Origin of the sequence: Clostridium hominis (genome assembly GCF_014287825.1) — a bacterium.
Taxonomy (GTDB): Bacteria; Bacillota; Clostridia; order Clostridiales; family Clostridiaceae; genus Clostridium; species Clostridium hominis.
Genome location: NZ_JACOOO010000016.1, coordinates 169,493 through 183,121, shown reverse-complemented (window position 1 = coordinate 183,121; position 13,629 = coordinate 169,493). Strand labels below are relative to the sequence as shown.

Sequence of the window (13,629 nt, the reverse complement as noted above, 5' to 3'; positions counted from 1 at the left end):
TAAATTATGCATTTTGAATTATAAATTTCTAATTGTTAAAGGGTCCTCCATCTATCAGAGTTTTTTTCTCTTCTTATAGTATAAGTAATGTAGTTAGATATTTCTGAGTATCCTGGAATTTTCTTTATACATACTGAAAATTTAGAGGAGAAGGATTTTAAAGCAGTAGGTATTAGTTTGATAGCTTTATTGAATAGTTCCAATGGATTTAGATATTTATCTTTATCTCTCATCATATTTAATGTATCTATAGCTGCTTCGGAACATTCGTCTACTATATCATTTATACTTTCTTTTATTGATTCATCAAAATCAGCAGGGTAAGAAACTTCAAGAACTATTCTATAGGAAGTTACTCTTGTTTTTTTACAAGGAATTTTACTTTGAACATTATTACCTTCGACTACTCCAATAGTTTCAACTAAATAATCATTTTTAGTTTCAGGAATATCTATATAAGCTAGGGTTTTACTATAAATTTCCCTTACATCGGATAAAGAAAATTCTTGCTTAGTTGATTCATACTCAACTTCAGCACTTCTAGTAAAAGCAGGATTTTCGCAATCACAATTATCATTAGCTCTATAACAAACAAAAGAATCAATTCTTCTTAAATCTACACCAAAATAAGCCCATGTTCTACCCATCCATCTAAAACCTGATACAGAGCGGCTATCAAGATTTAATAAATAAGACCAATAGCTTCTACCACTAGTTTCCCAAATGTATGTGAACTTATAAAGACAAAAACTTATAGATCCAGGACTTACAGCCTTGGTAGATGGACTTTTACCATCTTTACCTTTTTCTGAACCGGAAAGCTTTTGAACACCTTTATCCTCTTTACTAGGTATATAATTTGGAGGACCACCTTGGGGGCCACCAAAGTTTCCAGGAGCACCAGGTGGTGGTGGCGGAGTATTTCCCGGGAAAAATGGTATGTTCGGATTAGGGAAAAAAGGAGGACCTTGTCTATTAAGCTCTTCGTATGGTAGGAGCGTAAATTCAAAATTTACACTGTCAGTATCTTTGTTTTTATCTTTAGATTCATAATATTCTCTATCTTCTTTCATTACATACTCCTAATATATTTATCCACAATTATTATATTAATAAGAGAAAGTTTTGTTACAAATTTATATGATTATATTGAGATATATTTCGAAATAAATACTACCATTAAAGCAATATATGGTAAAATTAATATAAATAAATTTATTAAGGGGGAATGTGAATGAAAAAGAGTATGCAAGAATTTATAGGTATTACTATAGTAATTATTGTTTTGTTTTTAGGGATCGCAGGGATATCATCATTAGATAAGAATAAGATAGATTCAGAGACTGTAGGAAAGTTTAAAATTTACTCTAAAGATATTAATACTGATAAAGAAATAATTGTTGAAGAGTTTGGGTTTTATAAAGATGTAGATACGGTAGAGAAGAGATTAAATATAATCGCTAGTAATTTATCGGATAGTCAATTTAAAAATTTACCTATAGAACTTATTGGAATTGAGGAGATAGACGGGAAAAAGGTAGCTACATTTAATTTGAAGGAGAATGAAGAAAATTTAAATAAACCAGATTGGAGTGAATACTCAGAGCCAAGTTGGGCAAATAATTTTTTTCAGGGGTCAGCAGGTGGAGGATGGACTTGTTATACACTTCAAACCACTATGTTACAACCAGATTATGATGGAGAATGGATTGATGGAGTAAGATTTTTATATAATGGAGAAGAAAACAAGTATTTTCAACATATAGAAGGCCTTGATAGGATAAAATATAGATATTAAGTTAGATGGAGGCTAAAGCTATTAGGAATAATAATTGTATAGATTTAACTAGATTTATTTGAGCAATTCTTGTACTAGGGGTCCACTTTATAAGTGATTATGGATATAACAATATTAATTTCATTTTATCACAAGGTATAGGTAGGGTTGCAGTTCCTTTCTTTTTCATAACATCTGGATATTTTTTAGCTAATAAAAGTGGTGACACTATAAAAATTCAGAACTATTTATTTAAAATTATTAGGATATACATTCTCTGGTCAGTGCTATATTTTCCTTATGAAATATATATGTGGAAATTAAATAGTGAAAATATTATGCTAGACATATTGATTTATATAAAAAAATTCTTTTTAATAGGTTCATTTATTCATTTATGGTACTTATTATCTGTTATAATTGCAGTGATAATAATAGAAGCTCTACTTAAAAAATTTTCTATTGATAAAATAATTGTTATAGGTTTTAGCTTATATATATTAGGGGTGTTAGGAGATGGATATTATAACGTTTTAGTAAATACACCTTTAATTAAGAGAATATATGATTTGTATTTGTCGTTATTAGAAACTACAAGAAATGGTTTGTTTTTTGGTTTATTTTTTATAAGCTTAGGATATTTTATTAATATAAAAAGAGTAGTAATAAAAAAATCTATAAGTTTAGTTTGCTTAATAATTAGCTTGTTTTGTATGATAATAGAAATATATTTTATGAAAAATAATAATTTGATGTTAGATTATAATATGTATATATCCATAATTCCTACTACATTTTTTTTGTTTAATTTAGTAAAAGAAATACAGCTTAAAGATAATACAATTTATCCAATGTTAAGAAATATGAGTGTTACAGTTTTTCTTATACAGTTTATGTTCAATGGGATTTCTTTATTTATTATTTCTTTTTTAGAAGAATATAACTTTATAACTAGTGAGTGGATTAGATTTATATTTATAGCTATATCATCCACTATATTTTCATATTTACTTATAAAGATTAAAAATAAATATAAAAGAATATTAAGAGAAGGTAGCTAAGTATAGAGCTACCTTTTTATTTTATTTCAAAGAATGAAGATTTGAATATTAAGGTAAACTTAAGATTAAATAAATTAATAGTTAATTCAACTCTAATAAAATATGTTTATCTTTAGAAAGAAGGGTTGATGATTAAATATGAATAAAAATAAAGTGAAAAGTCTTGTTAAAAAATATAAAAAAGGGATTATCGCAATAGGACTTATTATAGCTATTGGTGGTGGAATAATTCTTATTAAGTTAAATGGGAATTCTACTAGTGAATTAAATAGTATAGGAGATTATGTTCGTACAGTTAGCTTAGAGAAAAGTAGCATTTATGATTCTATTGCTGTAAATGGAAAAATTGAAAGTGCTGAAGTAACTAGTGTAACTAGTGCCTTAGCAGAAAAAATAAAAACTGTTAATGTTAAGGTTGGGGATTTGGTGAAAAAAGGTGATATTATTGCAGTATTAGATGATACATCTATAAAAAAGGAAATAGAAAATAAGAAACAAGAAATATCATCTGAAAGGCAAAGATTAAAGTCCAGTTATGATAAAGCTGTTAATAGTTTAAATACGGCTAAATCCAACAAAGCTATAAGTTTAGCAGAGCAAGATAAACTAGTAGGAATAGCGAAGCAAAACTTAGATTCAGCAAACAATGAATTAGAAACTTATAAAGAAAGCTTTCAAAGTGAGGAATCTAAATACAACACTATGCTTGGTGCAATAAGAGAAAAGAAAGAAGCTTATGATAAGTCTGTTTCAACTAGGGACAATTTATATAATATATGGATAAATGCAGGCGGAAAAACAGATTCAAAGGAGTATGAAGAATATAAAAAGTCTCAAGAGGATCTAACTTTAAAAGAAGCTGAATTAGAACAGGCTAAGGGTTTATATGATTATGATAGAATTACAGAAAGTTATAATAGTGCATTTGAAAAGTATAATGGAAAACTTACTAGTAAACAAAATGCTCAAAATGAATATGACTCAGCTGTATCAACCAGAGCTAAAACTATAAATAGTGATGATTCAGAAATTGCAACATTAAATGAAAATATTAAAGAAATAGATACTCAAATACAAAAGTTAGATAAAAACGATGAATTAAAAGCGTTAGAGGAGAAGCTAACTAAAACAGTATTAAAGGCTGAATCCGATGGGAAGATTACTGAGTTAAAAGCTACAGTAGGAAGTATGACGGAAGGAGTAATAGCTACAATTCAATCTATGGACAAGCTAATAATAACAGTTAACATACCAGAATATGATATTACAAAAGTTACTGTAGGAATGAAGGCTAAAATATCTAGTGACTCATTGGCAGATAAAATAGAAGGTGAGTTAGTAAGAATTTCTCCAACAGCAAGCCAAGCAGAGAACAATAGTGGTTTTTCAGCTGATATAGCAGTAAGTAATTCTAAGGGATTATTTATAGGAGCAAAAGCAAAAGCGGAGATAATTATATCAAGTAAAGAAAATGTTTTTGTTGTTCCTCTAGATGCTGTAAGTGGTGAAGGAGAAGAAAGTAAAATTTCTATTAAAAATGAAACAGGGGAATTTAAAGAAGTTAAAGTTACTACTGGAATGAAAAATGATTATTATATTGAAGTAAGTGGAGATCAGCTTAAGGAGGGTGTAGAAGTAAAAGCTAACATAAACTTAGAAGAGATGGATATCAATAATATGGAACCTGTGATAAATGGAGGTTTTTAAATAATATGAAGAATGTAAATAATATAGAGCCTCTAATAGATATGAGTAAAATAGTTAAGAAATATTATATTGGACAACCTAATGAGCTAGAAATTTTACATGGAATAGATTTAAAGGTTTATCCAGGAGAATTTGTAGCTATAGTAGGGGAATCAGGTTCAGGTAAATCTACACTTATGAATATTATAGGAGCACTTGATAAAGCTACGGAAGGTGAGTATTTTTTAGAAGGTGTAGATCTTAAAAAGTGTCCAGATGAAGAGATGAGTAAAATACGAAATGAGAAGATAGGATTTGTATTTCAAAACTTCAATCTTATAGGACGTACTAGTGCAATCAAGAATGTTGAATTACCAATGTTTTATGCTGGAATGCCACCTAAGAAAAGAACAGAAAGAGCAGGTAAGTTATTAGATATGGTTGGGATGAAGGAAAGAGGCAATCATCAACCTAATGAATTATCAGGAGGACAAAAGCAAAGAGTTGCTATTGCTAGGAGTTTAGCTAATAATCCTGCAATTATATTGGCAGATGAACCTACAGGAGCTTTAGATAGTGAGACAAGTAGAACTGTGATGGATATTTTTCATGAATTAAATAGAAAACAAGGTAAGACTATAGTTCTAATAACACACAGCAAAGAATTAGCAGAAGAATGCCCAAGGGTTGTTACTATTAAAGATGGACATGTAATAGGTGACAGAGAAGGGAGAGCTTATAATGGGGATAATTGAAAATATAAAACTGGCTATTAATAGTTTATTTGCAAACAAGATGCGTTCAGTGCTTACTATGTTAGGAATAATTATAGGTATAGGATCTGTAATTGCAATTGTGACAGTTGGAGATTCTTTAGCTAGTTCCATAACTAGCGAAATGTCTGGAGTTGGAGCTAGAAATATACATCTTGGGTTAGAGCAAAAGGATTTTGGAACTGAAGATGAAGAAGTTGTATATGAATATTATGAAATTCAAGAAAAAGATTATATAACAAATGATATGATAGATAATTATAAAGAAATGTTTAAAAAGGATATTTCAGCAATATCTCTTGTAGAGGATGTAGGAAGTAATAAGCTTACTAACGGAAAAAATAAAGCTGAAGTTTCAATAAAGGGAATTAATAAAGATTATTTTAATGTAGAAAAAATTAATATTTTACAAGGTAGATTTATTAATGATGATGATATAGTGAATACTAGATATGTCGCAGTGGTAAGTGATAAATTTGTAGATAAATACTTTGGTGGTAAATTTACATATGAAGAAGTTTTAGGACAAAGTTTTGAAATTACTTTAGAAAATAATATAATACGTATATATATAAGTGGAGTATATGAATATGTAAAAAATGATGGTGAAGTATCATTTAATAGTAATGGAGAAGAATTAACTAATTTATTTATAACAATATCAACAGCTAAAAAGATATTAAAAAAGCCAGAAGGATATATGAATGCAACAATATTACCATCTACAGAAGCTGATATAGATAGTTTACTTTTAAATACAAATCAGTTTTTTGGAAGCTTCTATAATCGTAATTCAAAGGTAACAGCTATGGCTTATAGTATGGAATCAATGATGAAATCAGTTAATAAGATGCTAGATAGTGTAAAACTTGCCATAAGTGGAGTAGCAGCAATTTCGCTTCTTGTAGGTGGTATAGGAGTTATGAACATAATGATGGTTTCTATTACGGAAAGAACTAAGGAGATAGGTATTAGAAAAGCATTAGGTGCAAGGGGAAAAGTGATATTACTACAATTTATAATAGAAGCAGTAATAATCTGTCTTATAGGTGGAATTATAGGAATATTAACAGGTATGGGATTAGGTACAATAATAACCACTATTTTAGGAAAGGCAGTCAAGCCTAATGTACAAGCTATATTCTATGCAGTTACGTTCTCTATGGCAATAGGAGTATTTTTTGGATATTATCCAGCAAGTAAAGCTGCAAAGATGAATCCTATAGATGCGTTAAGATATGAATAGTTAAGCTATATAAAAGTAGTATGCAAAGTGATATTATATTTATAGGATAAGCATTAAATACTTTGAAATCAAAATTGGAGGGAAGTTATGAGAAATAAGATATTAATTGCTGAAGATGATGAAGATATAATTGGATTATTAAAGCTATATTTAGAAAAAGAAAATTATGAGGTTATTTCTGCAACTAATGGTGAAGAAGCTTTAAAGTTGATTCAAAGTAATGATATTTCTGTTACAATACTAGATATAATGATGCCTAAGTTAAATGGGTATGAGCTTACTAAAAAAATTAGGGAAATAGGAACTTTACCAATTTTAATACTTTCAGCTAGAAATTTAGATAGCGATAAGATTTTAGGATTAGACTTAGGGGCTGATGATTATTTGACTAAACCTTTTAATCCTTTAGAAGTTGTGGCTAGGGTAAGATCTTTAATTAGACGTACTTATGACTATAAGAATGAAGAGGTAATAAAAGAAGATGAAATAGTTAGGGTAGGAAACGTAACCATAAATTCAGATACATTTATGGTATATAAAGATAGCCAAGAAATTAAATTAACACCTACTGAATTTAAAATTTTAGCATTACTTATGAAATCGCCAGGAAGAGTCTTTACTAAAATTCAAATATATGAAAATGTAAATGGTGAATATTTTGAAAATGACGATAATACTATAATGGTTCATATGTATAAAATAAGAGAAAAGCTAGAGGATGACCCCAAAAATCCTATTTATATAAAGAATGTAAGGGGGTTAGGTTATAAGTTTGAAAAGGTATAAGAAGAAGAAAAGAGGAAGTATTTTTTCTTTGCTAATAAGTAATTATATTGCATTTACTGTAGCTATTGTTCTTACAGTAATGCTAATTACTTATTTAGGAATGTTATTATTTACAAAACAATTAAATATTCCAGTAGGGTTAACAGAAAAAGAACAAGAGTTATTATCAGAAGAGAAATATGATGAATTAAAGCTAAAAAAGATTGCAGGAGTAAATGGACAAATAGATATTTTAGACGAAAATAATAATGTAATATATCATCTTGGTGACGGCTCTGTAATTAATAGATATTCTGAAAGAGAACTGAATTATATAAGGGAATATGATGGTAGTGGTGTATACACGTATGCTTATAAATTTAGAAATAATGGAGAAGAATTAATACTACTTCTAAAGAATAAAAATTTATTTAATAATGAGTATTCTAATGATATGGAATATGATGTTAGCTTAGTTGAGGTTATTGATAAAGATTTAAATGTTATTTATAGGGCTGGAGATGTAGAAGATACTTCATATTCCTCTTATACAAAAGAAGAGTTGGGGTATTTATTAGGAACTTATCCAGAGAAATATGAGGTTTTGAAGTTTAGTTTTACTAATAAGTTAAATGAAAAAAGAACAATGATTATAAAAGAAGAAAGGATAAATGAAGAGAGATTTCAAGAAAGATTAGATTTTTGGTCAGTAAGCTCAATAGTTACAGTTGGGATAGTATATATAATATGTACAATAATATTTGTAATGGCATTAAGAAAAAAAGTAAAAAGACCATTGGAAAAGTTAGAAGGGGCAATGTATTCTCTTGCAGAAGGTAAAAGCAGATCTATTATTGATTATAGTGGGCCTAAAGAATTTGTTCAAATATGTGATGCTTTTAATATTATGGTTAATAAGCTAGAAGATAGCGAAGTAGAAAAAGATAGATTGACTAATGATAAACAAAGAATACTTTCAGATATATCCCATGACTTAAAGACTCCAATAACTACTATACAAGGGTATTCTAAGGCTTTAGTGGATGGAGTTATATCAGAAGAGGATTTAAATAAATATTTAAAAATAATTTATACCAAGTCAACTAGATTAAATGAGCTTATTAATATGTTTTATGAATATAGTAAAGTAGAACATCCAGATTTTCAACTTATACTTAACGAGGTAGATTTAAGCGAATATTTTAGATCATACCTTGCAATTAAATATGAAGATATACTAGATACAGGATTTGATTTAGATGTTGATATTCCAGATGAAGTATTGTTATGTAATATAGATAAGGTTCAATTCCTGAGAGTATTAGATAATCTTTTAGGAAATGCGATCAAACATAATCCAAAAGGAACAACAATATATTTTAAATTAATTAGAGAAAAGTATAATTATAAAATCATACTAGCTGATAATGGTGTAGGGATCTCAGAGGAGATTGCTAAAAATATTTTTGATGCATTTACTGTAGGGGATGAATCTAGGACAAATAAAGAAGGTTCAGGATTAGGTCTTGCTATTGTTAAAAAGATAGTTGAAATGCATAAAGGAAACATAAGGCTAAAGGTAAGCAATGATAAAGAATATGCCACTATATTTGAAATAATAATACCTAAATAGTATTATTGCTCATAATAATATCATTAGGTAAGTAGTGAGATTATAAAATGGAAATTAATCACTAAAATAATGGTAATCTTAAAATTTGATTTTATACTTAATTTAGAGTAAAATTGTTATGTTTAATAGAAGTTACGTTATTTTAATATAAAAAATATACTTATGAGGTGATTATATGAGCGGTATTGCTGGTACTGGTTGCGAAAGAATAATACCAGAAGAAGAAAGAAAAACTCTTGAAGAAATAGAGAGAAGTCTTATTAAGAGATATAGAAAAGGAATTTGGTCTAAGTTCATAAAGGCTATAAAAGATTACAATCTTGTAGAAGAGGGAGATAAAATAGCTGTTGCTATATCAGGGGGTAAGGACTCATTACTTATGGCAAAGTTATTTCAGGAGCTTCATAAGCATAGACAGGTTGATTTTGAATTAGAATTTATAGCTATGGACCCAGGATACCATCCACAAATTAGAGAACTTTTAGAAGAGAACTGTAAGCATTTAAATATTCCTGTTCATATTTATGAAACTAAGATATTTGACATAATAGATGAAAAAGCTAAGGAATATCCATGTTATCTTTGTGCAAGAATGAGAAGAGGTTCATTATATGCAAAAGCTAGAGAATTAGGATGTAATAAATTAGCTTTAGGGCATCACTACAATGATGTAATTGAAACTACTATGTTAAATGTACTTTATGCAGGAAACTTTAAAACAATGCTTCCTAAGTTAAAGGCAGATAATTTCCCAGATATGGAACTTATAAGACCTCTTTACTATGTAGAGGAAGAATATATAAAGAGATTTATAAGATATACAGGGCTTTGGCCATTAAACTGTGCATGTATGGTTGCAGCTAAAAAGGTAGGGAATAAGAGACATGAAATAAAGGATCTTATTGCTAAATTAAAAGAAAACTTTAATGATGTAGATAAATCTATATTTAAGGCAGCGGCTAATGTAAATATGAATTCTATCTTAGGATGGGAAAAAGATGGAGAAAAGTATTCATTCCTAGATGTTTATGATGGGGAAGAATAAAAAAATGACTTCGGCATTTGTTATGTCGAAGTCATTTTTTTTATTATCTTTTAGAGTTATAAGTTTATGGAGTAGTTTGAGTAGCTCCAAGGTTTCCGTCAACAGGTGCACCAGGCATAGTAGGGTTATTAGAATTTGGCATGGTTGGTTTTTGACCACGGCCTCCACCGCCTTGCATTCCTCCATTCATACCGCCCATACCAGAGTTACCACCTTCAGTAGCACCAGAAGAAGTAACACTCATAATTGTATTAGAAAGAGTGAAGCTTGTAAGTTCTGAACCATTACTATAAGTTCCTCCACTATAAAGACCATCAGTACTATCTAAACTGTAAGAACCACCTGTATACACTTTGTAAGTTCCATCAGTTTTTAAGTTTGGTGTAGATATTATTAATGAGCTAAAGCTCTTAGATGGAGCAAATGTTGTAATGTCATTACCACTTTCATCTTGGATTGAAACTAAAGTGTTAGCAGATCCGTTTGTGAATATATTAATTGCTGCTTGTGTAGAAGTTGAGCTTGGTGATTGAGCCATTCCAGAACTTCCAGCTGCTATTAAAGTACCTCCAGATATATTAAATGTTCCGTCATAATCTAAAGAGCCATTTCCGTTATTTTCAGGTCCGTTAACAATTACTGTTCCACCAGTCATCTCTATAGAACCATTAGCATCAAGACCATCACCGCTTGCATCAACATATAAGTATCCACCATTAATATTAAGGGTTCCAGTTGATGCACTAAATTTATCCATAGTAGTTGCAGTATCATTTCCACCAGCAGCATTTATCCCATCATCACTAGCTACTAAGTGTATATTTCCATCATTGATATTGATGGTTGTACTTTCTATACCTTCATAAGACTTAGATATATTTATATCACCACCATTAATATCTAATGTAGTATCTGCATGAATACCATCATCTCCAGAGGACATATTTATAGTTCCAACATTGATAACTATACTATCGTTTGTATGAAGTGAGTCATCTGAAGAATCGATGTTAATATTACCACCGTTAATAGTTATGTTAGTAGTGGCTTTTATAGCTTTTGTACTTGTTGAAGTGTCAGTATCTGTAGAGGTTGTATTTTGACCACCAAATTGCTCCCATGGATTCATCATATCATTATTTGTTTTCGCACTAGCGTTAGCACTTCCACCACCAGATGTTATTGTTATATCTCCATCATTTATTGTTACGTTACTTTCTGCTTGAATTCCATCACAGCCAGAAGTTACATTTAAAGTTCCAGCTTCGATTAATATATAACCTTTTGTAGTATCTTCTATATTAGTGGATTTAAGACCATCGCCTTGAGAGTTTAAAGTAATATCCCCACCTTTAATCGTTATAGAATCCTTTCCCATAAGACCATCATCTGCAGAAGTTACTGAAATATTTCCTCCAGTTATTTTTAAATCATCCTTACTTGTGATTCCATTATTATAGTTAGCATTAACTGTTAAGGAACCTTCTCCTTTAATTGTTAAATCATCTTTGCTGAAAATTGCTGCATTAGGTTCATCAGTTGCCGTATCTTCATAAACATAACTTTCTCCATCAGTTATAGTATTTTCTGTACCGGTAGGTAAAACGATAATTGTATTTTTTGCAGATTTTACATATATAGGAGCACTATTTGTACAAGTTAAATTTACGTTATTTAACACTAAATAAACATTTTCTATATCAGAACTATCAACAATAATTTGCCCATCTTGTAATGTACCATTTATTGAATAAGTACCAGCTGATGTTATTGTAACCTTATTGTTATCAACTGTAGCACCAACACCATCTACGATTATAGTATTGCCTAAAGTTATTGTGGCATCTATAGGGCCTATTTCTTCAGAATCAGTATTTTCTATTACTGTAGAAGCTTGACTATTATCAGTAGTAGATGTGTTTTTATTAGAACATGCAGTAACTGTTAAGGCTAAGGTTGCTATAGTTAACATTAAAATAAACTTTCTTTTCATAAAAATTACCTCCAATAAATGAACTTAAATAAATCTTAAGTTCAAAGTTATTTGCTAGTAATGATTATATAGTTTGAACCTTAACTTAACCTTAACGTTTACTAAGAAATAAATGTTAAAAAATTTTTGTTTTATGGTTAAGGTTTGGTTAAGGTTGAGTTTTTATAATGAAAGCAAATAGATAAATGATTGAAAGGAGAAATACAAATGGCAATTAAATCATTTAAACGTTATGAAAAGAAATTCATAATAGATAAAGATAAGTATGACGAACTTATAGAAGTATTACTTCAATATATGGATTATGATGATTATTGTAAAGGTGGTAAAGACTACAATATTTACAATTTATATTATGATACTGAAAATGATGATGTTATAAGACATTCTATATTTAAACCTTATTATAAAGAAAAGTTAAGACTAAGGAGTTATAAAACTCCAAAAAGCTTAGATGAAAAAGTATTTTTAGAGATTAAAAAGAAAATAAATGGAATCGTAAGTAAGAGGAGAGTTGTGATGACTTTAGGAGAAGCTTATGATTTTTTAGAGATAGGAAATAGGCCTAGAACAGATGATTATATAAATAATCAAGTTTTAAATGAAATAGAATATTATCTACAAAACAATAAGGTTTATCCCAAGGTATATATAAGCTATAGTAGGAAAGCTTTGTTTGGTAAGAATGATAGGGAGTTTAGAGTTACTTTTGATTCAAATATCATAACAAGGAGAGAAAATATAACTTTAGAAGCAGGAAGTTATGGTGAGGAGTTATTAGATAAAAATCAATATTTGATGGAAGTAAAAATATTAGGAGCGATGCCATTGTGGCTAGCTAAAGAACTTTCAAGTTTAGAAGTTTATAATACCCATTTTTCAAAGTATGGGGATGAATATAAAAGATATGTATTAGAAAAACAAAGTATAGACACAAGAAGGAGAGAAAAAATATGTTAGAAAGTTTAATGACATCAATAAATACTGGGACGTTTACTTTAAGTAATATCTTAATAGTAATTGGGACGTCAATTATATTAGGGTTAGCTATATGCTTAACTTATATTAAAACGCATAAAAAAGAAGGATATGTACCAAGTTTTACAATTACATTAATAATGTTACCAGTAATTATATCTATTATTATTCTTTTAGTTGGAAATAATGTAGCAAGAGCATTTAGTTTAGCGGGAGCATTTTCTATTATTCGTTTCAGAAGTGCGCCTGGAGATCCAAAAGATATATCTTATATATTCTTTACATTAGCAGTTGGGCTTGCATCAGGCATGGGATTTATCGGATATGCCGTTTTATTTACTATAATATTATGCTTAGTAATGATTATAATTGATATAACAAAATTTGCTAGCCCTAAAAGTAAGAGCTTAGAACTTAAAATTACAGTACCTGAAAATCTAAACTATGAAGGTGTATTTGAGGATATTCTAGAAAAATATACTGTTAATTGGAATTTAGCAAGAGTTAGAACAAGAGATTTTGGATCATTATTCGAATTAAGCTATAGAGTAAGTATGAAACCAGAAGAAAATACTAAAAAGTTTATAGATGAATTAAGATGTCGTAATGGAAATTTAAATATAATATTAACTAGTGATGGTCTAGAAGAAAGGGTTTATAACTGAAAGTCCA

General features: G+C 29.1%; 12 protein-coding genes. 10 read left to right on the top strand and 2 right to left on the bottom strand.

Annotation, left to right across the window (positions count from 1 at the left end):
* Positions 1-35 precede the first annotated feature (35 nt).
* On the bottom strand, positions 36-1,073 hold the full coding sequence (locus H8S20_RS09065; RefSeq protein WP_032117578.1) for a hypothetical protein: 1,038 nt from the start codon (positions 1,071-1,073) through the stop codon (positions 36-38).
* A gap of 161 nt (positions 1,074-1,234) precedes the next feature.
* On the opposite strand from H8S20_RS09065, the gene H8S20_RS09060 reads away from it, so the two are divergent.
* The 8 genes from H8S20_RS09060 (at position 1,235) to H8S20_RS09025 (ending at position 9,986) form a co-directional block, all read left to right on the top strand.
* A complete protein-coding gene (locus tag H8S20_RS09060) occupies positions 1,235-1,798 on the top strand; it encodes a hypothetical protein (protein ID WP_186859916.1) in 564 nt (187 codons plus the stop codon).
* Between the two features lie 65 nt (positions 1,799-1,863).
* On the top strand, positions 1,864-2,838 hold the full coding sequence (locus H8S20_RS09055) for an acyltransferase family protein (protein ID WP_186860055.1): 975 nt from the start codon (positions 1,864-1,866) through the stop codon (positions 2,836-2,838).
* A gap of 138 nt (positions 2,839-2,976) precedes the next feature.
* Positions 2,977-4,545 (top strand): efflux RND transporter periplasmic adaptor subunit, encoded by a 1,569-nt coding sequence (locus tag H8S20_RS09050; protein ID WP_186859915.1) that lies wholly within the window; start codon positions 2,977-2,979, stop codon positions 4,543-4,545.
* Between the two features lie 5 nt (positions 4,546-4,550).
* Positions 4,551-5,279, top strand: a complete 729-nt coding sequence (locus H8S20_RS09045; protein ID WP_186859914.1) for an ABC transporter ATP-binding protein — start codon at positions 4,551-4,553, stop codon at positions 5,277-5,279.
* Positions 5,266-6,543 carry an ABC transporter permease gene (locus tag H8S20_RS09040; protein WP_186859913.1) on the top strand — a complete coding sequence of 426 codons (1,278 nt, stop codon included), beginning with the start codon at positions 5,266-5,268 and terminating at the stop codon, positions 6,541-6,543. Before H8S20_RS09045 ends, H8S20_RS09040 begins: the two co-directional genes overlap by 14 nt.
* An 87-nt stretch (positions 6,544-6,630) precedes the next feature.
* Entirely contained in the window at positions 6,631-7,329 is a 699-nt protein-coding gene (locus H8S20_RS09035) for a response regulator transcription factor (protein ID WP_186859912.1), read from the top strand.
* Positions 7,316-8,941 carry a HAMP domain-containing sensor histidine kinase gene (locus tag H8S20_RS09030; protein ID WP_186859911.1) on the top strand — a complete coding sequence of 542 codons (1,626 nt, stop codon included), beginning with the start codon at positions 7,316-7,318 and terminating at the stop codon, positions 8,939-8,941. The genes H8S20_RS09035 and H8S20_RS09030 overlap by 14 nt, the downstream gene beginning before the upstream one ends.
* A 175-nt stretch (positions 8,942-9,116) precedes the next feature.
* The gene (locus H8S20_RS09025; RefSeq protein ID WP_032117584.1) at positions 9,117-9,986 is read left to right on the top strand and encodes a tRNA 2-thiocytidine biosynthesis TtcA family protein; all 870 of its coding nucleotides are present in this window, start codon (positions 9,117-9,119) and stop codon (positions 9,984-9,986) included.
* Between the two features lie 64 nt (positions 9,987-10,050).
* Here the strand turns inward: H8S20_RS09025 and H8S20_RS09020 are convergent, their stop codons facing one another.
* Positions 10,051-11,979 carry a carbohydrate-binding domain-containing protein gene (locus H8S20_RS09020; protein WP_186859910.1) on the bottom strand — a complete coding sequence of 643 codons (1,929 nt, stop codon included), beginning with the start codon at positions 11,977-11,979 and terminating at the stop codon, positions 10,051-10,053.
* A 207-nt stretch (positions 11,980-12,186) separates the two neighbouring features.
* Here H8S20_RS09020 and H8S20_RS09015 point away from each other — a divergent pair, with 207 nt between their 5' ends.
* Both H8S20_RS09015 and H8S20_RS09010 read left to right on the top strand, forming a co-directional pair.
* Positions 12,187-12,939: a polyphosphate polymerase domain-containing protein gene (locus H8S20_RS09015; protein WP_186859909.1), complete on the top strand. Its 753-nt coding sequence runs from the start codon at positions 12,187-12,189 to the stop codon at positions 12,937-12,939.
* Entirely contained in the window at positions 12,933-13,622 is a 690-nt protein-coding gene (locus H8S20_RS09010) for a DUF4956 domain-containing protein (protein WP_032117586.1), read from the top strand. Before H8S20_RS09015 ends, H8S20_RS09010 begins: the two co-directional genes overlap by 7 nt.
* The last annotated feature ends 7 nt before the right edge of the window (positions 13,623-13,629 follow it).